Annotated in this window: 21 protein-coding genes; 4 read left to right on the top strand and 17 right to left on the bottom strand. The window is 39.8% G+C overall.

Annotated elements, in window-relative coordinates:
* Positions 1-20: 20 nt before the first annotated feature.
* The 10 genes from glf to gnpA all read right to left on the bottom strand — a co-directional run bounded on the left by glf (position 21) and on the right by gnpA (position 12,046).
* Positions 21-1,145 (bottom strand): UDP-galactopyranose mutase, encoded by a 1,125-nt coding sequence (gene glf / locus H8Z79_RS07085; RefSeq protein ID WP_015543018.1) that lies wholly within the window; start codon positions 1,143-1,145, stop codon positions 21-23.
* A 180-nt stretch (positions 1,146-1,325) separates the two neighbouring features.
* Entirely contained in the window at positions 1,326-2,450 is a 1,125-nt protein-coding gene (locus H8Z79_RS07080) for an acyltransferase (protein WP_118039560.1), read from the bottom strand.
* A gap of 3 nt (positions 2,451-2,453) precedes the next feature.
* Positions 2,454-2,816: a hypothetical protein gene (locus H8Z79_RS07075; protein ID WP_118039561.1), complete on the bottom strand. Its 363-nt coding sequence runs from the start codon at positions 2,814-2,816 to the stop codon at positions 2,454-2,456.
* A gap of 63 nt (positions 2,817-2,879) precedes the next feature.
* The gene (locus tag H8Z79_RS07070) at positions 2,880-3,962 is read right to left on the bottom strand and encodes a glucosyltransferase domain-containing protein (protein WP_118039562.1); all 1,083 of its coding nucleotides are present in this window, start codon (positions 3,960-3,962) and stop codon (positions 2,880-2,882) included.
* A 74-nt stretch (positions 3,963-4,036) separates the two neighbouring features.
* Positions 4,037-5,089: an acyltransferase gene (locus tag H8Z79_RS07065; protein WP_118039563.1), complete on the bottom strand. Its 1,053-nt coding sequence runs from the start codon at positions 5,087-5,089 to the stop codon at positions 4,037-4,039.
* 25 nt (positions 5,090-5,114) lie between these two features.
* Positions 5,115-6,104: a glycosyltransferase family 2 protein gene (locus H8Z79_RS07060; RefSeq protein WP_015543024.1), complete on the bottom strand. Its 990-nt coding sequence runs from the start codon at positions 6,102-6,104 to the stop codon at positions 5,115-5,117.
* Between the two features lie 12 nt (positions 6,105-6,116).
* The gene (locus tag H8Z79_RS07055; RefSeq protein ID WP_118039564.1) at positions 6,117-7,262 is read right to left on the bottom strand and encodes a glycosyltransferase family 2 protein; all 1,146 of its coding nucleotides are present in this window, start codon (positions 7,260-7,262) and stop codon (positions 6,117-6,119) included.
* Between the two features lie 14 nt (positions 7,263-7,276).
* The gene (locus H8Z79_RS07050; protein ID WP_015543026.1) at positions 7,277-8,395 is read right to left on the bottom strand and encodes a glycosyltransferase; all 1,119 of its coding nucleotides are present in this window, start codon (positions 8,393-8,395) and stop codon (positions 7,277-7,279) included.
* A 26-nt stretch (positions 8,396-8,421) separates the two neighbouring features.
* Entirely contained in the window at positions 8,422-9,546 is a 1,125-nt protein-coding gene (locus tag H8Z79_RS07045) for an FkbM family methyltransferase (protein ID WP_118039565.1), read from the bottom strand.
* A gap of 337 nt (positions 9,547-9,883) precedes the next feature.
* Positions 9,884-12,046: a 1,3-beta-galactosyl-N-acetylhexosamine phosphorylase gene (gene gnpA, locus H8Z79_RS07040; protein ID WP_118039566.1), complete on the bottom strand. Its 2,163-nt coding sequence runs from the start codon at positions 12,044-12,046 to the stop codon at positions 9,884-9,886.
* Positions 12,047-12,243: 197 nt separating this feature from the next.
* Here gnpA and H8Z79_RS07035 point away from each other — a divergent pair, with 197 nt between their 5' ends.
* Complete coding sequence (locus H8Z79_RS07035; RefSeq protein ID WP_118039567.1) at positions 12,244-13,125, top strand: RluA family pseudouridine synthase; 882 nt, start codon at positions 12,244-12,246, stop codon at positions 13,123-13,125.
* Between the two features lie 2 nt (positions 13,126-13,127).
* Here H8Z79_RS07035 and H8Z79_RS07030 read toward each other — a convergent pair whose 3' ends face one another.
* The 3 genes from H8Z79_RS07030 to coaBC all read right to left on the bottom strand — a co-directional run bounded on the left by H8Z79_RS07030 (position 13,128) and on the right by coaBC (position 15,882).
* Positions 13,128-13,892, bottom strand: a complete 765-nt coding sequence (locus tag H8Z79_RS07030) for a type III pantothenate kinase (RefSeq protein WP_015543030.1) — start codon at positions 13,890-13,892, stop codon at positions 13,128-13,130.
* Positions 13,893-13,942: 50 nt separating this feature from the next.
* Positions 13,943-14,581: an ECF transporter S component gene (locus H8Z79_RS07025; RefSeq protein ID WP_015543031.1), complete on the bottom strand. Its 639-nt coding sequence runs from the start codon at positions 14,579-14,581 to the stop codon at positions 13,943-13,945.
* Positions 14,582-14,676: 95 nt separating this feature from the next.
* Positions 14,677-15,882, bottom strand: a complete 1,206-nt coding sequence (coaBC, locus tag H8Z79_RS07020) for a bifunctional phosphopantothenoylcysteine decarboxylase/phosphopantothenate--cysteine ligase CoaBC (protein WP_072520983.1) — start codon at positions 15,880-15,882, stop codon at positions 14,677-14,679.
* Between the two features lie 171 nt (positions 15,883-16,053).
* Here coaBC and H8Z79_RS07015 point away from each other — a divergent pair, with 171 nt between their 5' ends.
* Positions 16,054-16,617, top strand: a complete 564-nt coding sequence (locus H8Z79_RS07015; protein WP_118039568.1) for a class I SAM-dependent methyltransferase — start codon at positions 16,054-16,056, stop codon at positions 16,615-16,617.
* Between the two features lie 88 nt (positions 16,618-16,705).
* Here H8Z79_RS07015 and H8Z79_RS07010 read toward each other — a convergent pair whose 3' ends face one another.
* The gene (locus tag H8Z79_RS07010) at positions 16,706-17,476 is read right to left on the bottom strand and encodes a peptidylprolyl isomerase (protein ID WP_118039569.1); all 771 of its coding nucleotides are present in this window, start codon (positions 17,474-17,476) and stop codon (positions 16,706-16,708) included.
* Between the two features lie 243 nt (positions 17,477-17,719).
* On the opposite strand from H8Z79_RS07010, the gene H8Z79_RS07005 reads away from it, so the two are divergent.
* On the top strand, positions 17,720-18,199 hold the full coding sequence (locus H8Z79_RS07005; protein WP_015543035.1) for an S-ribosylhomocysteine lyase: 480 nt from the start codon (positions 17,720-17,722) through the stop codon (positions 18,197-18,199).
* A 99-nt stretch (positions 18,200-18,298) separates the two neighbouring features.
* Here H8Z79_RS07005 and H8Z79_RS07000 read toward each other — a convergent pair whose 3' ends face one another.
* From H8Z79_RS07000 to hydA, 3 genes are all read right to left on the bottom strand, one after another.
* Entirely contained in the window at positions 18,299-18,751 is a 453-nt protein-coding gene (locus H8Z79_RS07000; protein ID WP_015543036.1) for an SH3 domain-containing protein, read from the bottom strand.
* A 110-nt stretch (positions 18,752-18,861) separates the two neighbouring features.
* A complete protein-coding gene (hydE, locus tag H8Z79_RS06995) occupies positions 18,862-19,902 on the bottom strand; it encodes a [FeFe] hydrogenase H-cluster radical SAM maturase HydE (RefSeq protein WP_118039570.1) in 1,041 nt (346 codons plus the stop codon).
* A gap of 17 nt (positions 19,903-19,919) precedes the next feature.
* Positions 19,920-21,293: a dihydropyrimidinase gene (gene hydA / locus H8Z79_RS06990; RefSeq protein WP_118039571.1), complete on the bottom strand. Its 1,374-nt coding sequence runs from the start codon at positions 21,291-21,293 to the stop codon at positions 19,920-19,922.
* A 224-nt stretch (positions 21,294-21,517) separates the two neighbouring features.
* On the opposite strand from hydA, the gene H8Z79_RS06985 reads away from it, so the two are divergent.
* The gene (locus H8Z79_RS06985; RefSeq protein ID WP_187002749.1) at positions 21,518-22,165 is read left to right on the top strand and encodes a helix-turn-helix transcriptional regulator; all 648 of its coding nucleotides are present in this window, start codon (positions 21,518-21,520) and stop codon (positions 22,163-22,165) included.
* Positions 22,166-22,220: the final 55 nt, after the last annotated feature.

Genomic DNA, 22,220 nt, shown 5'->3' with positions numbered 1-22,220 from the left:
CGCCAGTAACCCGCCTTCACTCAGGCAAGCTCCTTTTCACACATATCCAAAGCAGATGCAATTACTGCATCCATATCATAATACTTGTATTCGCCCAGTCTTCCGCCAAATACTACATGATGTTCTGCCTGCGCAAGTTCTTTGTATTTTGCGTAAAGTGCACCATTCTTATCATCATTGACCGGATAATATGGCTCATCTCCCGGCTTCCATTCAGAACTGTACTCCCGGCTGATCACAGTCTTCGGCAGATCATTTCCATCCGCATCTTTTCCGAATTCAAACCACTTGTGCTCAATTATTCTTGTCCATGGTGTTTCTCTGTCCGTGTAATTAACTGCCGCATTTCCCTGAAAATTCGGCTTGTCCAGAAGTTCTGTCTCAAAACGTACAGAACGATATTCCAGATATCCCATAGAATAACCAAAGTATGCATCGATCGGACCTGTATAAATTACTTTATCTGCAAGTGCATCATACTCTGCCTTTTTCTCCAGATAATCTTCTCCAAGACGTACTTCCACACCATCCAGCATATTGGCAACCATCTGTGTATATCCACCTACCGGAATCCCCTGATAGAGAGCATTAAAGTAATTGTTATCAAAAGTCAGTCTTACCGGAAGACGCTTAATGATAAATGCGGGAAGATCCCTGCAGTCACGTCCCCACTGTTTCTCTGTGTAACCTTTGATCAGCTTCTCAAAGATATCACGTCCTACAAGAGAAATTGCCTGTTCTTCCAGATTCTTCGGCTCTGTGATACCTGCTTCTTTCTTCTGCTCTTCAATCTTGGCTGCTGCTTCCTCAGGAGTCACTACACCCCACATTTTATTAAATGTGTACATATTGAACGGAAGTGAGTAAAGTTCTCCATGGTAATTTGCCACCGGACTGTTCGTGAAACGGTTAAACTCCGCAAACTGAGTAATGTAGTTCCAGACTTTTTTGTTATTTGTATGGAAAATATGCGCGCCATATTTATGCACATGGATTCCTTCTACATCCTCTGTAAAAACATTTCCCGCAATGTTCGGACGCTTGTCAATCACCAAAACAGATTTCCCTGCTTTCTTTGCTTCGTGCGCAAATACTGCACCATACAATCCCGCACCTACTACCAGATAATCATATTTCTTACTCATATCTTCTCCTCTTTTACTCCATAGATAATTTTATTATAATTCTTTTGATTTTACAGTTGTAATTTCATTTTTCCAGTTTCTATATGATAACATGAATTCATTTCTCCGTAAAGGAAAAACAATATTTTTGAAACAATGCACAAAGGCCACTGCACTTTTACGCAGTAGCCCTAAAGTTTATCATTTTAATTCTTTTATTTTCAAACAACCTTTATACAATCCATTATAAATGCAGTTAATAATAAAGGATAATCCCATCGAACATATAAATACAAGAGGAACCATAACAAAAATATATTTCAGCTTATCTGGCATGTAACTCATCTTGCTATTCAAGACAGCGTAAAACATATTATCAAATATTGAAGATAATAAATAAATCCCCAAACTTAATCCTGAAACAAATTTAAACATTTTTTTAAGCCACTCTGGTATTTTACTATAATCCAATTTAAAAAACAAATCAAATACTAACGCAGCTAGCACAAGCACAAAAAGTGAATAATATTCGCTCCATGGTCCATTAACAAAATTATTTTCATAGCTTCTCCAATATACATACGCTCCAAATACAAGCTCTAAAAGTATTATAAATATAAGCGACGTTCTTTTCTTTATTGGCAATTTGTATTCTCTAAGATAACACCCCATAAAGTAATATGTAATTGGATAAACTGTATACCACTTATCTGGAATTAATTTCGTATATTCCAAGTTTATAGCTGGGTGAAGCCACCATACAATACCATCTACTCTGCTAAATCTATATACATTTATTATCGACGGCAACGATGTTATTATTATAAGAGACATAACTAAAACTATTTTACCTTTTTTGTTGGAGATGGAATTCCACATGATATTTAAAAACGGAATAAGCAAAGCTAGTCCAATATACATTTCCACATACCACGAATACTTCGCCGAAGTGAACGACAAAATTCCTTTAATACAACTAAGTAATGTTCTGGCTTGATGTAAGTAGACTATATTATATATTTCGCACATGATACTTGCTAATATGTAAATACCTATAATCCTTATTCGTTTTACATAATACGAATAATTTAAAACAGCTTTATTCATTAAATAGCCTGATAAAATAAGGAAAAGCGGCACACATATTGTACATGCGCATCGTATAAGCACCGCCAAAAACATTTTCTTTCCGTAGACAGTTGTTGAATAAAAACCACTATTCATCAAAAAATGAATTGATATCACTAAATAGCAAGCCACACATCTGAGCACATCAGCTGCTACCATACGTGATTTTCCATTTTCGTTTTTATTATCCACCCTCATATTTCACCCTCTTTTTACTACTATTACTCCATCTATAATTTTAATCGAACCATCTTGTGGATAATTTGGCATATCTTTTGCTTTTAATTCAGCCCTTTTCTTTTCATCCTCCGTTGCTGGAATATATGAATACCCTAAATAATTCATCATTAATTTATCCGTCGAGTAACAATTAATCAATTCTGGCATATGTCCACCATACCAAAATGGTGTCTCTGTCCATATATTTGAAAAGGATTCATCATCATAAAAATCTCCCACAAAAGAAATCGGTAACTCTGGCGAATACCCCTCTGTACTCTTTATCCTGGTAACCAATGTTTGAAAATAAGATACCGTCTGCTCTGTTGTATAATAACCAGCCATATAATTACCATTTGACTGCCATACAAAATTTATAATAATAAGCGTTATCGAAATTGTAACCAGTCATTCACCACCAAGCTTTATTTTTTCACAGATTTGTGTCATTCCTTTTTCAGGGTATACTTCATATAAAATAACCGGCGCAATGAACAATCCAGACATACCGTACATCATTAAACAGTATTTTACATTATAACTATTGTCCGGGCACATGATTTCAATGCTGTCAGCGGCAATCATTAAAAATACCCCTAATATTAATACACTAACTATATTTCCAATATTTGATTTTTGTAAAATCAAATATATAATGAGAAATAATAAAGTACCACACATAAGCACAAATATAGCATGATGAACAATAGTTGTAATTGCTATAGAATAATAATCATTCTTATACAACAATATACAATTACTAATCATTTTTTTCAAAAGAGCTGGTAATGTTTTCCACTCAATCTTTCCCATCGAATCAATTCCTTTATATGAAGCAAGGCTTGCATCGTAATACCAAAGGAAAAATTTTAAAAAAACATAATAAAAAATAATCCCAAGTAAAATCGTACTCACACTTTTAATACCTTTTTTTAAAGTTTCTATAATTCCCCATTCTTTTCTAATGCATTCTGTCAGTAAAAAAAGTACAAACAGTGTAATTGTCAATGGCAAATACGCCTGGTAAATTCCCATAGAAATTGCAATACATATTGCAGAAATGATAAACCCAAATTGAAATTGTTTATATAAACAAACTGCAATTACAGAAAAACATATAGCTAATCCATAATACGGTGCTGTAAAAGAATAAAACATCATACTCGTAATTGAAGGAAATGCAATCATAATTCCTCCAATCAGAATACAATTTACTATATTTTTTTCATCGAACAACCAAACTATCAAATATGCTGCACAAGAAACCAATATCAACGCGAGCAATGCATTAAAAAATGGAATATTATATACCCCCCAAATCCTATGCCACCCTCTATTGATTAGTTCAAGCCCCCATCTCCCTGATGAAATTCCTGCCCCTGCCGAAAATGGAGAACAGTTTATATTATCTGAATTTTGTATTACATTTACTAAAATAAAGAAATGTGCAAAAAACCAATCCCTAATGTTCCGGCAAAAGTTATCTTGCATCTTTTATCTAATTTTTTCAATATATTCTTAAAACTTTCCTGCGGACTCATTCCACTCTCCTAATCTTCTAATAATCATCTGCCAATAATCTTTTTTATTACAGGTATCTTATTCAGTGCCCACACAATGCATAATGCAATACCATATGTCATCGGTACAAAAATTGTCCTCCAACTCCACATTGATGTTGTCTTATTAAAAAGTCTTAATTCATAATAAATCACTATCATATGAATCAGATAAATTCCAAAACTATATGATGCTAATACATGTAAAACTCTTTTGCCTTTTTGTTTTAATATACTATCCCACTTAATATTTTTAATCAACACAAATACCGCGGCGGCAAGTAAAACAGAATAAAACTTTTCATATCCTTTTATTGATACATCTGTAGTTTCTGTCCTGTATGACCAAATATATGTATAAATATATCTAAACATTGTTGCCATTATAGCGCTGGCATACAGCCAAAATCTGGTTTTCCTTCTCAATTCCATTGTTGCCAGCAAATATCCTAATACCGGAAATATAATCAATCCTGACGCTACCGGTATGGTAATTGACATGTTAATTCCTATAATCTGGTTAATCACCGGAAAACATGAATACATTATAAAAGCAGTTCCAACAATATACCATAGTACTTTTCGATTTTTTACTAAATTCGCCAAAACAGGCATACAAAGATAGATTCCAAATAAAGTCATGAAAAACCAGTATACATTTTCAACCTTATTTCCCAATATAAGATTCATTATATACAACATGTTATATGACTCCAAAGTAATCTGTCCCGTCGAAACCTTCCATATTAAAATAATAATACTCCAACAAAGCCACGGTATCACAGTACGAATAAATCTTTTTTTGAAAAAAGTCCGTGTCGAATACTTTTCTCTGTAATTCATCAGCGTTGCCCCAGACAACATCAGAAATATTGGTACCGCCCAGTAAAAGGCACATTCCACCAGTAAGCTTATTCTCCACGACCAACTTTTGCTAAACTGCCAGACAATTCCATTATGATGTAATATCAATACTGCCAGACATGCAATAATATTTAACACATCAAAATATGTAACAAATTTTTCTTTATTACTGATTTCTGGAGTATTCTTCTTCATCCGTTTACCTTCACTTTCCTATTGATTATTCATCCTTTGTATATTTTTCAAACGGTGTAGTAAAAATTCTCAGGAACTGATTATACTCCTTCTGACTGTAAAAATACGCTCGATCATGACGTGTAATATCGAATCTCTCGAACCCTTCTTTTTTCAAAAGATTATATGTCTTTTCATAAGCATCTCCCGTCATTGTATTTAACTGCCATAAAGAAAAATTAAGTGCCCAATTGACAAATGCCCTTTCCATTCTTTCATATAAACGTCTGCTCTTTAATTCTTTCTGCATTTCCAGAAGTGCTATATAAAAACAATTCCATGATTTTTCTCTCGTTCTTGACAAAGATGTTTTTACATTCACTCTCTGATGAATGAGTACTTTATCTACCGTTACAATTCTTTTTGCACACGCAAGCGCAATAAATACAAAAAGCATATCATTCGTGGTTCTGAGATTCTGATACTCAATTCCAATCCTCTGAATATACTCCCGCTTGTACAGTTTATCCCATGGCCATCCATTAAACATTCTGAAGATATTGTCTCTCACATCTTCATCACGTGCTGCAAATGGCTCGTTTTCTGGAAAATACTGTTTTCGAAATGCCCATGTACACTTTTTATAAGTTTTTTCCGCACAGTCATAAAGATCCGCATTAAACACACAGATTTCTGCATTCTTAACACATGCAGCATTATATGACTCTTCCAACATATTTTTCTCAAAAAAATCATCCGCATCCAAAAAGGACAAATACTCTCCCTGTGCAATGGCCATTCCGTTATTTCTTGCCGCACCAGCGCCCTGATTTTCCTGATCTATAACCTTGATGCGACTGTCCTTTTTTTCATATTCTTTTAAAATCTCTAATGATTTATCACTTGATCCATCATTCACACAGATTATTTCTATGTCATGTAATGTCTGATTCAGCAAACTGTCCAGTCCCTGTCCTAAAAATTCCGCCGCATTATACACAGGTATAATTACTGATACTTTAAAAATATTGTCCATTTTTATTCCTCTTTATTTGCGTAATGCCTTTTTTATTTTTCTTGGAATACACGTAATTGCTCTACCCACCTTTAAGGATGTAGATGCTTCCATATCATCAATCTTTTTCTGCAGTTTTTTTGACTTTTTCCAATATTTATTCGCTGCAACCGATAATTCTTCTACACTTCCATATTTCTTCAATTCACCACGACAGGTGTCATCAAAATAGCCATCCATATCATCCACGATTCTGTTGGCATTTTCCCATGCTCTGTCTGTGAAATACGACTTATCAAATAATCCTTTTTCACGTGCCTCTACCAGTTCTTTATGCATCGTCAATAAAAATGCGTATTTATATTCCAGTGCCAGTCTAAACAGATTCCAGCGATAGGATTCATATTTCAAAGAAACTACAAGTTTTTCAACCTTTTCTTTTACTTCAGGATTATCTAGAATGAACGCATCTATAGACGCAAATTCATCACACAGACAATAAATTTTGGCTGCAGCCTTCACAGATGAATTAGTGTTATCTGTTCGATAATGCAAATATGCATTTTTTACCAAAACAGCCCGTTCAGCGCTTGCCCATATTTTAAATGCAAAGCCAGTATCTTGATAAGATGCTCCCGGTGTTTCTGCAAAGCGAACCTTCTTTTCTAATAGCATTTCTCTGCGGTAAATTCCTGACCAGATACAAGGTCTTACACGAAAAATATCCTGATGTTCAACCGGCTTGAAGACTTTATCATACAAATCATATTCTTTCAGTACTTCAAAATACGTACTCTGCGGTTCTGGGTGTGATACATAAGTATAATAATTAGACTTTACAACATCTGCATTACATCTTTTTGCAACTGCATATAATTCTTCGAACATATTTAAGTCCGCAAAATCATCTGTTTCAACGATTCCAATATATTCTCCCGTAGCATTATCAATTCCCACATTCATACTATGACCATATCCGGAATTAGGTTTATGAATCACCTTGATTCTGCTGTCTTTTTCAGCATACTCATCTAAGATATCTCCTGTAGCATCTTTTGATCCATCATCTATACAAATAATCTCGATATCTTCCAGCGTCTGATTTACAACACTGTCCATACATTCTCTCAGAAATTTTTCCACATTACATGCCGGCATTAATATTGATACTTTAGGCATCTCGAATTCCTCCCTTATCGCACTTTATTCACAATTTTTTTCACAGTCAATTTGCATGTATAAGCAAATCCATGTTGTTTCCAACATTTAATCCCCCCCTTAACAAGACGTGCAGGTAAGGTTATTTTTCTACCAATTTTGTAAGATTTAGAGTTTTTCAATCGCTTTATCTGCTTTTTGACTTTGTTTACTTCTCGTTTCTGCTCGTTCATTGATTTGACAAGAACTGCTTTAAAGAAATATCTTTCATATATTGTACAAGAATTCAAAAACTTTTCTTTTTCATTTATTGAAATATCTTCGTAAATCCGTTCTACATGTTTTAGCAACAGCCAAAGAATATTCTCAATTTCGCTAACTGTCTCAAGGTTTTTGATTTCTCGGATCTTCAAAAATTCCATCTGATCCATAAATGCAGAAAAATATCCCTTCAAATTTCGCCAATTTTCTCCACCTGTCATAACAGAATTCGATCTTACTCTTCTGTAGAAATAAATGTCGTTAACACAAAACGTTCTTTCCGCACTTAAAAGCGTTCTAAATGAAAAGCAATTATCTTCATGAATAATTCCCTCATAAAATCTGATGTTATTTTCCATTAAGAAAGCTCTTCTGATAATCTGCAGACATGGAGAAACCAGATAATCTTTGTTTTTTCTTAATTCCAGCAGCATCTCTTCTCCATTTAAAACTTTTGTGTATTCACCTTTTCTGTAGTAAATGTTTGCAAAACTACTGTGTATCTGTGCCAATTCTTCTGATTCGTAAAAACTAGTTCCTGAAAAATAGAGAACATCTAATTGTTTCTCTCGACATATCTTCCATAATTCTTCTAAAGCAAACGAAGTAAGAAGATCATCTCCGTCCATAAAGTATACATATTCTCCAGCAGCAACGTTCAATGCCACATTTCTCGCTGTAGACTGTCCCCCATTTATCTGATCAATCACTTTTATCTGCTCATACTGTTTTTCATATTTTCTTAATATTTCCAGAGAAGTATCTGTCGATCCATCATTTACACAGATTATCTCCAACTCATCAATAATTGACTGTGCCAGAATTGAATCCAGACATTCCTTTATATATTTTTCTGTATTCCACACTGGAATAACTACTGAAACCTTTTTCATATTTATTCTCCAACTAAATCTATTCTTTATTTGACTTCTGCAATCAACAAAACTTCTCTTGAAACAGAGTAATCTATCAGCTTATGAATTCTAAATTTATATCCCAAATTCCAGCTCTCTATCATAGGCTTAATATTAAAAAAATCATCTGCATTATGATAAATACTCATCAACAATACAGGCTTGTATTTTTCTATTGTTCTGCGAGCCCCTCGCAAAAAACTTTGCTCAGTCCCCTCAATATCAACTTTTATTAACCCTACATCCATTGGATGAGTTTCCTCATACCTATCCAATGTACCTAACGGCACACTCTCTGCCCCAGTAATCTGTACCACTTCATTTGGATTAATGGAACTTGACGAGTCTGCTACTTCTATCTCAATTTTACCTTCATGATCACCTAATGCCATTCTTTCTATAATAACATTATCTAAACCATTCATCGCTACTGTCTTTTTAATCAGATTGTAATGTTTTTCAACCGCTTCAAATGAAAAAATTCGCTTCTTCGTCAACGGTTCTAATACTAAAACAGAATCTCCAATAAATCCGCCTATATCTAAAATATCCTTTTGTCTAATTTTTTCCGGATTTTCAATACAATCAATTCCATGTCGATAATAAAATACCCTTGGTTCAAAATGTCTAATTGGCAAGAAATAATGTTTATAACAATACATATCATCCGCAACTCGCAGAATTTCCCCTGCTAATTCTTTTTTCATTTTCAATATTTGCTGCTGTTCTTCCATACTAAATAGATCTGCTTCTCTTCCCTCTGTTTCTTTTGCTCGTCGCTGGCGCTGCAAAATTTTTACAATCATAGCAATATCTTCAGCTTCCATTCCATGAACTAAATTCATAAATAATTCTTTAAAATCATCTCTTTCATAATATTCATAAAAGGATTTTATTGCTTTACGTTCATATTCATTGTTATATAAATATACATTTTTCATTTGATTCACAGATGTCTTAATCTGCGTCAGATCTTTTCCCTCATTTCGTAAAAGATTTTTCATTTCTTCCCGAAACTGGCTCTGTACCCTTTCATTTGTAGTCTGTAGTTGCTCATTTTCTTTTCCTATCGTTTCTATTTCCTTTTTTAATGCAGATATATCGTGTTCCAAACCCTTTGTTTCTTTCATTAAATTTTTAATTTCTTTTACAATCTTATTATTCGCACTTTCTACTTGGCTATATGTTGCTGGAACTATTTTCTTTAATGTATCTTTGCTCCTATCATTTTTCTCCCTATATCACATCACGCCATAGTTATTTTAAATTATAACATATTTTTCGCTTGTATTGCAAATTTATATTAGCCAAGACATCTATTCCTAAATTTTTTATTTAAATCCCCCCAATTACTCTTTCACTGAAATTTAACTTTTCAAGTCAGCGAAGCTCCCAAAAGGAGCATCTGTTGCCATCTTTCTGGATAGCAACAAATGCCCCTCTTTTCATACCACCATTATCATTTTATCAAATCTCATACCACTTAATCTCATTTGCTTCCATATGCAGATCAAAGCTGCTTCCGTCACCTCTGTACACAGTCGTATCCTGCGGCTCGTAAGTGTTGTTTACAACACAGTACTTGCTATTCTTGACATATGCATGAACTTCTACATTATAATTTGCAGAATACCAGCAGTGCAGTTCTTCTTCTGCGGATGCTGACCAGAGAACTGCGCGGTACAGGACGCGGCTGTTTTTGAAACTGTACGGAAGTCCGCTGATATACACTCCACGGCCTTTTCCGAAGCTTCTGACTGCCATCTGCACTTCATGATCTTTTTGAATCAGAATTTCAGTTCCGTCAAGTGCATAAATATTTTTCTTACCTTCTCCAAAGTTTACTTCTCCGTCGCTGTCTGCGAGAATGAAATGATCCTTATGTTCTTCCCAGTTGTATTTGTCTTTGTTGAGGTTGAATCCGTTTTCTTCCTCTACGCCGAGTACATCGTCGAGCTGGAAGAAATGCCCCTGCCACTGATGTGCTGCCGGCTCTCCGACACCGATAAATCCGCCGCCGTTGTATACAAACTCTTTGACTGCAGTGATAACCGTCTCATCGATCCAGTTTTCACCACCGCTCTGTGCGGTATCTGCATCTCCAACATTCAGAACGACATCAAACTGTTTCAGAAGCTCCGGATTTTCACGGATGTCATCAAAGCTGATAAAAGATACATCAAACGGTGCACCGCTCAACGCTTCAATGATTCCGAAATAAGAATAATTCTGTTTGTAGTAGATTGCATGGTGTACCATATGGTTTCCCCAGGAACGCATCTTTCCCCAGCAGTTCAGAACTGCTACTTTTTTCACACAATAAGGTGTTGTTCCCTGAATATTATCATATAATGTACGGAATTCCTGGCACACGGACTTGATGTATTCTACAAAGTCCGGGAACTGGATTGCCAGTTTCAGATATCCGCCGTAACCGATTCTCTGGATCGGACTTCTAAGGATCGCACGTCTTGCAGTCACCCAGTTGATTTTTGCCTCTTTTACCGGATCTCCACCCTCATGGAAGGTATCCGGGAAGAAATATGGCAAAAATCTTCCTTCTGTGTATTTCACATGTTTAATATCACTGAAAAGGCGCAGTGTTGCACCGTTTCCAACGCTTCCGACAACTGCATCCAGTCCGATGGATGCAAATTCATCCATAAACGGTTCCATGCCGATCCAGTGATCGCCCATAAACATCATGGCTTCTCTTCCGTATTCATGCACGATATCTACCATTTCTTTTGCAAGTGCAGCTACTTCACGACGCTGGAAAGCCTGAAAATCTTTAAATTCTTTTGACGGAATACGGTAAGTATTATTCATATAGCCCTGATCGATGATATATTCCGGGCGGAATTTATACCCCACTTCTTTTTCAAACTGTTCCAGGATATACGGACTTACAGAAGCTGAATAACCGAACCAGTCTACATATTTTTCCCTTGCCATCTCATCAAAAATCAATGTAAACTGATGGAAAAATGTGGTAAAACGTACCACATCAACATATTCATGGCTTTCCAGATAACGACGGAGGCGTTCCAGAGAATGTGCTCTTGTCGCAGGCTGGCGTACATCAAAAGTGATCTGCGGCTCTACATCCTTCCATTCATTTACCACTGCATTGTACATATGTACCGGGTCCCACATGATGTATGCAAGAAAGCTTACCGTATACTCGTGGAATTTCTTCGCCGGATGGATCACGACATTTCCGCTCTCTGCATCGTAAGACCAGTCTTTATTTTCCACGGTCTCACCTGTCGTACGGTCAATCACTTCCCACCATCTGTAAATATCATCTCTAGTATTGACTGCGAGCATGTCCGGGTACAGATGATCCATCAGATGAATTTCAAGTTTTTCCTCCACCGCTGTATGAAAAGAAGTCATAATATACATCTGCTGGATTTCTTCCGGATGTGCCTTCGCCCATGCATTGTCTTTACGTGTTGTATAATAGGTTGCATAGATCTTTGCGCCGGTATCTTTCAGTTCCTGCGGAAACTCGGTTCCATCACAGTCACGGATTGCATCTGCGCCCCATTCCCCCATAATATCCAGTGTTTCCTTAATCACATCAAGGTCTGTCGGTATTGTCACACGTCCTTTTTCTGCTGCCATTTTTATATCCTCCCCATCTAAGCCTTTTGGTATTTTTACTTATTTTCAATACTTATAGAATACTTTGTTTACGCACGAAATGCAATCCCGTTTCTTGCACTTTTCTTTATCATTTTTGCACAATCATCCATTTGACAGAATTCCTCACCTGTGCTAGTCTTCTGATAAAACAAATTGATATCCGGGGGGGGTGAATTATGAATCGAATTTTTCATTATCAAATCACAGAAAATGAACAGGGTACGACCGTATTGGACTTTCTTCGGAAGAAGGGATTTTCCAGACACATCCTCTCTTCTATGAAAGCTGACAAAGAAGCTCTTACAAGGAACGGTCAGCGGATCGGCGGCAGAGAACAGCTTCTGGCCGGAGATCATTTCCGGGTCCGTCTTCTGGAAACTGTTGATTCCGACGGAATCGTCCCTGTTTCGATGCCGCTTTCCATTCTTTATGAAGACGAAGATATCCTGGTCATAAACAAACCTGCCGATATGCCGGTACATCCTTCCATCGGCAACTACACGAATACTCTGGCAAACGGTGTTGCCGCTTATCTTGATGCAAAGGATGAGCACAGTCCTTTCCGATGTATCAACCGCCTCGACCGCGACACCTCCGGGGCCCTGATTCTTGCCAAAAATGCCTTCAGTGCCGCCGTACTCTCCACACAAATGAGAAACCGCCAGATAAGACGAACTTATCTGGCGGTCGTTGAAGGTATCACCCCGCCAAACGGTACAATTTCTGCACCGATCAGTCGGGTGGATGATTCAGTTATTGAACGGCATGTAGACTTTCTTCGCGGAGAACCTGCTGTCACTCACTATGAACGACTGGAAGTCAAAAACGAACATTCTCTTCTGGAAATTCATCTTGAAACCGGGCGCACCCATCAAATTCGGGTGCATATGGGATACATCGGCCATCCGCTTCCTGCGGATTATCTGTACCATCCGGTATATGATTGCTTCAACCGTCAGCCTCTCCACTCTCTTCAGCTGGAATTCCGACATCCGGTCACTGATAAGCCTATGTGCCTGCTTGCACCGGTTTCTGAAGATATGTGCAATGCCTTTTGATTTTATTTGTTTTTGTCGTATATGATCTGAAGTCCCTTCAGGAGAAGATCTCCGTCCAGAATCATCTCGCGTTTACAGTGCGGGACGATTTTTCTGGACATTCCTCCTGTCGCGATCACTGTAACTTTCTGTCCCAGTTCTTCCTCGATCCGATCAATGATACCGTCTACCGCAGCTGCATTTCCATAGAGAATTCCACTCTTCATACAATCCACTGTATTCTTGCCGATAATCTTCTTTGGTTCTTCAATGCTGATTCCACTTAACTGTGATGCTCTGCTTGTCAGTGCATCCAGCGAAATCTGTACCCCCGGAAGGATCATTCCCCCGATGTAATGCTTCTTATCGTCCACTACAGAGATTGTTGTTGCTGTCCCCATATCTACGATCACAAGCGGAACAGGATACTGTGCAAGAGCTGCCACTGCATCAGCCACGCGGTCAGCTCCCATCTCTCCCGGATTATCCAGAAGGATATTCAGCCCGGTCTTCACTCCCGGACCTACGATCATCGCATCTTTCTTAAGAATCTTCTGTACCGCAAGACGCGCGGCGAATGTGATCTGCGGAACAACGGAAGAAATGATTGCTCCTTCAATATCTGCACGATTGATATGATGAATATCAAGAATCGTCTTGATATCGATTGCATACTCCAGTTCGGTCTTGGTACGGATCGTAGAAATACGCTCTGTCAGATATATTTTTTCTTTGTCAATGCAGCCAACAACAATGTTGGTATTTCCGATATCAATAGCTAAAATCATAGTTTTTCATTCCAATCCTGTATGTCCACACCTGTGGATCTATATACTTTTTATGCAGCAGTATCTGGTTTTGCAATCTGGGCTGCCGGAATCAGATGTGCTTTTGAAAGAGCAGTTCCTACTGCAGCAGTGATGATCGTAGAAGAAATCATCTCACTGATTGCATTGAACCCAACCATCACGCAGCATCCTACGATGATGTTTCTTCCACCCATAAGATTCTGGATCAGTTCTGTATTTCCAAACATCATAACAAGTGCGCTCATAAAGAACAGCGTGTTCAGAAAAGCGGAAAAGAATCCTGTAACTGCGCAGGATACATAGGTGTTCGCTTTTTTGTGTACGACTCTGTAAATTAATCCGAGGCAGATACCATCCAGAATACGCGGTACAAAGCACTGAATGGCAGTCAGTACCGGGCTGATCTGAAAAAGAGCTGAGCCGAGAGCACTTACTCCACCGATTCCCATAGCCTGCATATAGCTGGTCAGTCCAAATACGGCACCTGCAACAGCGCCTCCTGTCGGTCCAAGGACAATGGCACAGATTGCAACCGGAATCACATTAAAGGTGACTGCCAGCGGTCCTACATTGAGATAACCAAGCGGTGTGTAGGCCATCAGAAAAAGGATGCCGGACATAAGTCCCAGAATGGTGAGCTGTGATGTGTTAAATTTCTTTGTTTTCATGTTTTCCTCCTTGTTATCGTTCCCTTACGCGGGATACAATACGGTGCGGAATTGCGGGCATATGAATTTTATTTACCCGCTTCCTGGTGAACGGGTTACTGTTTCCTTTCTTTCATGATCGAAAGGATTTTATCCAGGATGATATTGGCTGCATCCTCCTTGCTCATAAGCTGGAGTGATACGTCCTCATCCTGTGTAATCAGAGTCAGCACATTGGTATCTCCCTGGAATCCGGCTCCTGCCACTTTAAGATTATTGGCTGCCACCATATCCAGATGTTTCTTGCCAAGTTTGGCTCTGGAATTACCAAGCATATTTTGTGTTTCCATCGAAAATCCACATAAAAACTGTCCCGGAACACGGTTGTCCCCCAGATACTGAAGGATATCATCCGTTTTTTCCAGTTCAATGCTCATCTGGCCTTCCTGCTTCTTGACCTTATCATCAAACACCTTCGCAGGACGATAATCTGCAACTGCGGCCGCTTTAATAATAATGTCCTGCTCAAAGCTTACAGAGGTCACTGCATCAAACATCTCTTTAGCCGTTACTATCGGAACAAGCTTTACAAACGGCGGCGGTTCGATGGCACACGGACCACTGACCAGAGTCACCTGTGCTCCACGGAGCATTGCTGCTTTTGCCAGGGCATATCCCATCTTTCCCGATGAATGATTCGTAATATAGCGTACCGGATCGATGGCTTCCTGTGTCGGACCTGCGGTTACCAGAACTTTACGCCCTGACAGATCTTTTTCCTTCGCGATCTCCCGAAGGATATATTCAAGAAGCATTTCCGGCTCCGGCATCTTACCGGCTCCCGTATCTCCACATGCAAGATAACCGCTTGCAGGTTCGATCACTTCATAGCCATAATGCTGCAGAATTGCCAGATTGTCCTGAACAATCGGATTTTCGTACATATTGGTGTTCATGGCTGGTGAAATGATTTTTTTACATTTACATGCCATGATCGTAGTTGTCAGCATGTCATCTGCAATTCCATGTGCAAGCTTGCCGATCACATTTGCGCTCGCCGGTGCGATCATCACCACATCCGCCTGCTTTGCAATTGATACATGCTCCACCTGAAACTGAAAATTCCGGTCAAAGGTATCTACCAGACATTTGTTTCCTGTCAGAGATTCAAATGTGATCGGATTGATAAAGTTTGTGGCATTTTTTGTCATCAGTACATGAACCTGTGCATGAAGTTTCTTCAGTGCACTGGCAAGATATGCAATCTTATATGCCGCAATACTTCCGGTCACTCCCAGAAGAACGGTCTTCCCCTGTAACATAGTCTTCTCCTCCTTTGACGTTCACGCTTTTTACATCTGTTTCATTATAACAGTCCTGTCTGTAATTGCAACGTATTTTTCCAGTGTTCGATTTTTTATACAGCATTTTATTGAAGAAATAAAAAATCTGTACTATAGTATCCAGAAGAATACAGTTTTACGGAGGTCTTTATGAAAGCAGTTCAGATCACGCAATGGTGTGCCCGCTTTATCACAGAACAGGTGCAGCCCGGAGACATCTGCATTGATGCCACAATGGGAAATGGCAACGATACCATTCTTCTTAGTTCATTATGTAAGGAAACAGGTCATGTATATGCCTTTGATATCCAGGAACAGGCACTTGCTCATACACGTCAGAAACTTCTGGATGCAGATGTTCCCCAAAATTACACACTGCTTCTGGAATCTCATACAAACATGGATCACTATGTACAGTCCGAATCTGTCAGCTGTATTGTGTTTAATCTTGGCTATCTTCCCGGTGGCGATCACACAAAAGCCACCCACGCTTCTTCCAGCATCGAAGCACTTACGAAGAGCCTTTCCCTTCTGAAAAAAGGCGGGCTCATCTCTCTTTGTATCTACAGCGGAGGTGATTCCGGTTTTGAAGAACGCGATGCCGTCCTCTCCTGGCTGAAAAATCTGGATTCGCACAAGTATCTGGTAATACGAAGCGACTATTACAACCGTCCGAACAATCCGCCCATCCCTGTGCTGATCATACGCCAGTAACAATGTCTGCCAAATTTTTCACTTCTTTATAGCGATAAAAAAGACCGGTATACCTTAATTTGATATATCGGCCTTTCTTAATCTGAAATCAGTCTGTCATTCGAATGCTCTCGATCACCGGCTGCTCGTCTGCCTTGATCGAACCATTATCATCTGTAGGCTTTGCTTCCTTACAGATCTTATCTACGATGTCCATTCCTTCTGTAACATGTCCGAATGCTGCATAATCTCCATCCAGAAAAGTACTGTCTGACTGTACAATAAAGAACTGGGAGCTTGCACTGTCCGGATCGGTAGATCTCGCCATAGAGATCGTTCCCCGCATATGAGAAATGTCATTGTCCACACCATTGCCGGAAAATTCACCCTTGATCGTCTCACCGGAACCGCCTGTACCATTCCCCTTCGGATCTCCGCCCTGCATCATAAATCCATCCATGATGCGCCAGAAAGTAAGCCCGTCATAGAACTGATCCTGTACCAGCTTCACGAAGTTTGTTACCGTGACCGGCGCTGTATCTGCGTCCAGTTCTACCTGAATATCTCCATAATCACGGATAGAAATATCTGCATGATGGATTCCTGTCAGTTCCCTGCTCGTATCAAGTACTACGATTGCATCATCATTTTCGGAAGCATCTGTAAAGCCTGCGGCCTCTGCTTCTTCTTCTGTTGCCATTTTCGGTGTCACTGTAGGCTCAGCCTCGGAAGTATCTTTATCGTTTTCTGCATCATTCGTATCTTCTTTTGTGTTTTCTGTTTTGGTCTCTGTGTTTTCTGCTGCTTTGCTGCCGCATCCGGCAAGTGTACCCGCTGCCAGCATTGCCGCAAAAAGCACTGCAAGAACTCTGGATTTCATGATCTGATCCTCCTTATCTTTTTCTTACAATATCCACAGTGTAACATTATGCACAAATAAAGTCAATTCCGGTGCTGTTCATACGTAATATCCCGCGAGGTGTTTTGCCATGAATATGGCAAAATCCCGAGACATACGGAGCAAAATCACCGCTTGTATCAAACGCGATGCTCTGTTACAATAGACACAGAAATATCATACAAAATATACATCTAAACCATATACGAAAGGAATGAATTTTTAATGAAAAAAATCGCAAGTTTTACGATTGACCATATCAAACTGCAGCCGGGCATTTATGTTTCCCGTAAGGATTATCTCGGCGAGGAAGTAATCACCACTTTTGATATTCGTATGACCTCCCCAAATGAAGAACCCGTCATGAACACAGCGGAACTGCATGCCATGGAACATCTCGCAGCTACGTTTCTCCGCAACCATGCAGAATTCGGTTCAAAGATTATCTACTGGGGACCGATGGGCTGCCGTACCGGCAACTATCTGCTTCTCGCAGGGGATTATGAGTCCAAAGACATCGTACCTCTGATGATCGAAATGTTTGAATTTATCCGTGATTTCGAGGGAGCGATTCCGGGAGCATCCGCAAAAGACTGCGGTAACTATCTTGATATGAATCTTGGCATGGCAAAATATCTTGCCGACAAGTATCTCAAAAATGTCCTCTATGACATTCAGCCGAACCGCCTTACTTATCCAGAATAAACTGACCAGACCATTACCTGAATGTACTTTCAGACAAGGAACAAAAACACCGGACTTACATAAAGTCCGGTGTTTCTTTGTGCATATATAGTATGTGATTTACTGTGCAGTCGTATCTGTCGTCGCAGTACCGGCCGGTGCCTCCGTTGAAACATACTGGGAACTTACATAACCGGTCTGATCATTGACAGTTACTTCTACCCACTGTCCGTCTTCACTGACACCTGTGCTTGTCAGTGCCTGTCCTACTGTCGTACCGGTAATGATCTGAGCATCTGTGCTGCAGTCCGAACGAACATTGACACCTTCAATCGCATAGTATGTAGCATTTTGTTTTATGATATTTACACCTGCTGCTGTCTGAGACATTTCCGGTGCCGGAGTCGGCGTAGCTTCCGGAGTCGGTGTAGCTTCCGGTGTAGGAGTTGCAGTTGGAGTCGGAGTTGCTTCAATCACAGTCACAGTGGAATCTTCTCCTCCGGTGCTGTATCCGCATCCGGACGCTGCCACTGCCAGAGCTGCAAGCAGGATCAGTAATCTGGATTTCTTCATAAAAATATTTCCTCCTTTATAGCATAACAACGCATATAAACACTATACCCCAACTTCGGGGCATTATGCAAGCCTTTTTTCTTGTTATACACTTCTCCTGCATCTGTCCGTCACTTTTTCTTATAATCTCCTCTGTCTGTAACAATTTCACAGCCAATTTGTTGCATCCGCCCCGACAGACAGCTTCTGCACTGTGCAGATTCATCTCCCGTACAGATTTTGCCATCGTAGAGCATATATTTTTTTCGTACTGAAACCGGTGAAAGGTTCGGCATTACGACATTTGCCCCCGAAAGCACTCCCATCTCACGCCCTTTCGGATGAATCGTTCCAAGCGCCGTCGTCGCCGGCAGCAGCACATGCGGAAGCATCAGGCGCAAAAGTGCCAGATAAAACAACGTGTCCTCCAGTCTCCCTCTCCGTTCCTCAGCAAACGGGGTATCCTTATGCGGAATAAAAGGTCCGATTCCCACCATCTCCGGATCCAGATCTTTCAGAAACAGAAAATCCTCTACCAGATCATCAATTGTCTGAAGCGGTGAGCCGACCATAAATCCGGCGCCTGTCTGAAAACCCAGTTTCTTCAAAGTCCGCAGACAGTTTTTACGATGTTCACACGACATTTCATATGGATGCAGGCGCCTGTAATGACGTGGATCCGCAGTTTCATGCCGCAGGAGATAACGGTCGGCTCCGGCCTCGCGAAAGGCACGATAGCTTTCTTCAGATTTTTCACCAATGGAAAGTGTCAGTGCACAATCAGGATATTTTTTCTTGATTTCTTGAATCAGATGCACTATCTTTTCATCGGTAAAAAACGGATCTTCTCCCCCCTGAAGAACAAATGTCCGAAACCCGAGTTCATATCCTTCGGCACAGCATGTCATGATGTCTTCTTCTGTCAGGCGATATCTCTGTGCCTCCCTGTTACTTCTCCGGATGCCACAGTAAAAACAATCATTTTTGCAGTAGTTTGTAAACTCGATCAGTCCACGTACATAGATTTTATTTCCATGCACCTGCTGCCGTACCTGATTTGCAAGATTTCTCGCATACTCTTCATCTTCCTGTGAGCGGTTTGCAAGTAGCCGGTGAAATTCCTCTGCACTTAAGAAATTCTCCTGGTGCAGTTTATCTATTAAATTTTTCATATTCTATCCCCATTCGGTCAGATTTGTTTCTTGCCTCTGAAAATGTATTTTCCCAGTTTTTCCTGAACCAGTTTACCATCATCAACTGCAAGATTTCCACGAAGAAAGACCTTGTCAATGCCACATTTCAGTTCAAATCCCTCGAATGGATTGTTGTCAGTATTATACGCATGTGTTGCTGCAGAAATTGTGCTTTCTTTTTTCGGATCAATCAATACGATATCTGCGTCACTTCCCGGTGCGATCACACCTTTTTGCGGATAAATGCCATACAGTTTTGCCGGATTTTCTGACAGAAATTTACACATCTGCTCCTGCGTGATCCTGCCCTCACGTACTCCATATGTATAAAGAAGTGTTCCCCGTGTCTGCACGCCCGGAAGGCCTCCCGGTATCTTTGTAAAATCCTCTTTTCCAAGTGCCTTCTGTGCCAGTGTAAAGCTGCACTGATCCGTAGCTATGGTCTGAAGCTCTTCTTCTGCCAGAGCTTTCCACAGACATTCCTGATCTTCTTTCTTACGGATCGGAGGTGCGCATACATAAACAGCGCCCTGAAAATCCGGTTTTGAATAAACACTGTCTTCAAGCAGCAGATACTGCGGGCAGGTCTCTGCATAAACAGTCTGTCCTGCTTTTCTTGCCCTGCGTACTTCTTCCAGTGCTTTTTTGTTTGTCAGATGTACGACCATTACAGACGCTTTGGCTTCTTTTGCTATTACCAGCAGGCGGTGAACTGCCTCTGCTTCCATATCGTCCGGACGGACAAGCGGATGATTTTCCGGTCCGAGTCTGCCTGCTTTTTTGGCCTCATCGATCAGAGCATCGATCACTCCGGCATTTTCACAGTGTACACCGGCAAAGCAGCCACATTCACCGAGTTTTTTGAGGATTTTGTACATATCACAGTCATTAACGATCATTGCCGGATAAGTCATATACAGCTTGAAGCTGGTAATTCCCTGATCGATCATATCCTGAACTTCCTCTTCCGTCTTTTCGTTCCACTCTACGATCGACATGTGGAAAGAATAGTCACAGGAACATTTGTTATCCGCTTTCTGATGCCATTTTTTGAGACCTTCTTTGAGCGTATGACCGCCCTTGTCCTGCGATGCATAATCAATGACCAGCGTCGTTCCGCCGAGGATTGCCGCTTTTGTACCGGTCTCAAAATCATCTGCCGTCACAGTTCCGGCAACTTCCAGGTCAAAATGCGTATGACCGTCAATAAATCCCGGAAACAGAAGTTTTCCCTCTGCGTCAATCACTTTTGCATCTTCAGCCTGCAGATCATGTCCGACTGCTGCAATCTTTTCCCCTTCTATCAGTATATCCATCTGCTCTGATTTTTCTCCTGAAACAACAGTTCCGTTCTTTAATAAATATCTCATAAATCCACCCCCGAAATATGATTGTTTTACTACGAAAAAAAACATTCTATATGATATATAAATATAACATTCTTCCATGCTACTATCAACTACTGTCTATGCATTCCGGTCAGTTTCAAACAATTTTTTTAAGGGCTCCTTATTTTTTCTTTGGAAAAATCTTTATCTTAAAAATAATTTATGTTATATTAATACTAACACTATGACATGGAGGAGGAATAATAATGGGACGTCTGACTGTATTAAAGCAGATTGCAAGTGATCTCGCTTCTCAATTTGGTCCTGATTGTGAAATCGTGATCCACGATCTTAAGACAAACGATCCGGAACATTCTATTGTATATATTGAAAATGGTCATGTTACCGGCAGAGGGATCGGCGATGGTCCTTCCAATGCCGTTTTTGATGTCATCCGCCATAACAACAAAAAAGGCAGCGATCCGACGGATGAAATTCAGGATCATCCCGGATATCTGATGAAGACTTCTGATGGCAAGATTCTGAAATGCAGTACTTCCTATATTCGTGACGATGACGGCAGTCTTCACTATGTATTTGGAATCAACTACGATATTACCAAACTTACTATGATTGAAAGTGCACTGCACTCTCTGATCACTCCTGTAAACAAAGAAGAAAAGCCAAAGGAAATCACTCACAGCGTCAATGATCTTCTGGATCACCTGATTAAGGAATCCGTTGCTCTGGTCGGAAAACCGGTTGCCCTCATGAATAAAGAGGACAAAGTAACTGCCATTCAGTTTCTGAATGATTCCGGTGCATTCCTGATCACAAAATCCGGTGACAAAGTTGCAAGTTTTTTTGGTATATCAAAATATACTCTGTACAGTTACATTGATGTAAACAAATAATTTACCTTTTTTATATTTTCCATAAAAAATCCGCAGTCTGCTGTCCATTCTTAGG

Origin of the sequence: Blautia intestinalis (genome assembly GCF_014297355.1) — a bacterium.
Classification (GTDB): Bacteria; Bacillota; Clostridia; order Lachnospirales; family Lachnospiraceae; genus Blautia_A; species Blautia_A intestinalis.
Note: the sequence above shows the minus strand (reverse complement) of the source record. Positions and strands in the feature narration are given on the sequence as shown.

What these genes read in the sequence shown, in the direction of transcription:
- H8Z79_RS07010 (WP_118039569.1), bottom strand. Translation starts at nt 17,476, where the DNA reads ATGAAATCCAGAGTTCTTGCAGTGCTTTTTGCGGCAATGCTGGCAGCG.
- hydA (WP_118039571.1), bottom strand. Translation starts at nt 21,293, where the DNA reads ATGAGATATTTATTAAAGAACGGAACTGTTGTTTCAGGAGAAAAATCA.
- H8Z79_RS07035 (WP_118039567.1), top strand. Translation starts at nt 12,244, where the DNA reads ATGAATCGAATTTTTCATTATCAAATCACAGAAAATGAACAGGGTACG.
- H8Z79_RS07045 (WP_118039565.1), bottom strand. Translation starts at nt 9,546, where the DNA reads ATGAAAGAAACAAAGGGTTTGGAACACGATATATCTGCATTAAAAAAG.
- H8Z79_RS06985 (WP_187002749.1), top strand. Translation starts at nt 21,518, where the DNA reads ATGGGACGTCTGACTGTATTAAAGCAGATTGCAAGTGATCTCGCTTCT.
- H8Z79_RS07030 (WP_015543030.1), bottom strand. Translation starts at nt 13,892, where the DNA reads ATGATTTTAGCTATTGATATCGGAAATACCAACATTGTTGTTGGCTGC.
- H8Z79_RS07055 (WP_118039564.1), bottom strand. Translation starts at nt 7,262, where the DNA reads ATGCCTAAAGTATCAATATTAATGCCGGCATGTAATGTGGAAAAATTT.
- H8Z79_RS07050 (WP_015543026.1), bottom strand. Translation starts at nt 8,395, where the DNA reads ATGAAAAAGGTTTCAGTAGTTATTCCAGTGTGGAATACAGAAAAATAT.
- H8Z79_RS07070 (WP_118039562.1), bottom strand. Translation starts at nt 3,962, where the DNA reads ATGCAAGATAACTTTTGCCGGAACATTAGGGATTGGTTTTTTGCACAT.
- H8Z79_RS07060 (WP_015543024.1), bottom strand. Translation starts at nt 6,104, where the DNA reads ATGGACAATATTTTTAAAGTATCAGTAATTATACCTGTGTATAATGCG.
- hydE (WP_118039570.1), bottom strand. Translation starts at nt 19,902, where the DNA reads ATGAAAAATTTAATAGATAAACTGCACCAGGAGAATTTCTTAAGTGCA.
- H8Z79_RS07025 (WP_015543031.1), bottom strand. Translation starts at nt 14,581, where the DNA reads ATGAAAACAAAGAAATTTAACACATCACAGCTCACCATTCTGGGACTT.
- H8Z79_RS07015 (WP_118039568.1), top strand. Translation starts at nt 16,054, where the DNA reads ATGAAAGCAGTTCAGATCACGCAATGGTGTGCCCGCTTTATCACAGAA.
- glf (WP_015543018.1), bottom strand. Translation starts at nt 1,145, where the DNA reads ATGAGTAAGAAATATGATTATCTGGTAGTAGGTGCGGGATTGTATGGT.
- H8Z79_RS07080 (WP_118039560.1), bottom strand. Translation starts at nt 2,450, where the DNA reads ATGAGGGTGGATAATAAAAACGAAAATGGAAAATCACGTATGGTAGCA.
- H8Z79_RS07075 (WP_118039561.1), bottom strand. Translation starts at nt 2,816, where the DNA reads ATGGCTGGTTATTATACAACAGAGCAGACGGTATCTTATTTTCAAACA.
- H8Z79_RS07000 (WP_015543036.1), bottom strand. Translation starts at nt 18,751, where the DNA reads ATGAAGAAATCCAGATTACTGATCCTGCTTGCAGCTCTGGCAGTGGCA.
- coaBC (WP_072520983.1), bottom strand. Translation starts at nt 15,882, where the DNA reads ATGTTACAGGGGAAGACCGTTCTTCTGGGAGTGACCGGAAGTATTGCG.
- gnpA (WP_118039566.1), bottom strand. Translation starts at nt 12,046, where the DNA reads ATGGCAGCAGAAAAAGGACGTGTGACAATACCGACAGACCTTGATGTG.
- H8Z79_RS07065 (WP_118039563.1), bottom strand. Translation starts at nt 5,089, where the DNA reads ATGAAGAAGAATACTCCAGAAATCAGTAATAAAGAAAAATTTGTTACA.
- H8Z79_RS07005 (WP_015543035.1), top strand. Translation starts at nt 17,720, where the DNA reads ATGAAAAAAATCGCAAGTTTTACGATTGACCATATCAAACTGCAGCCG.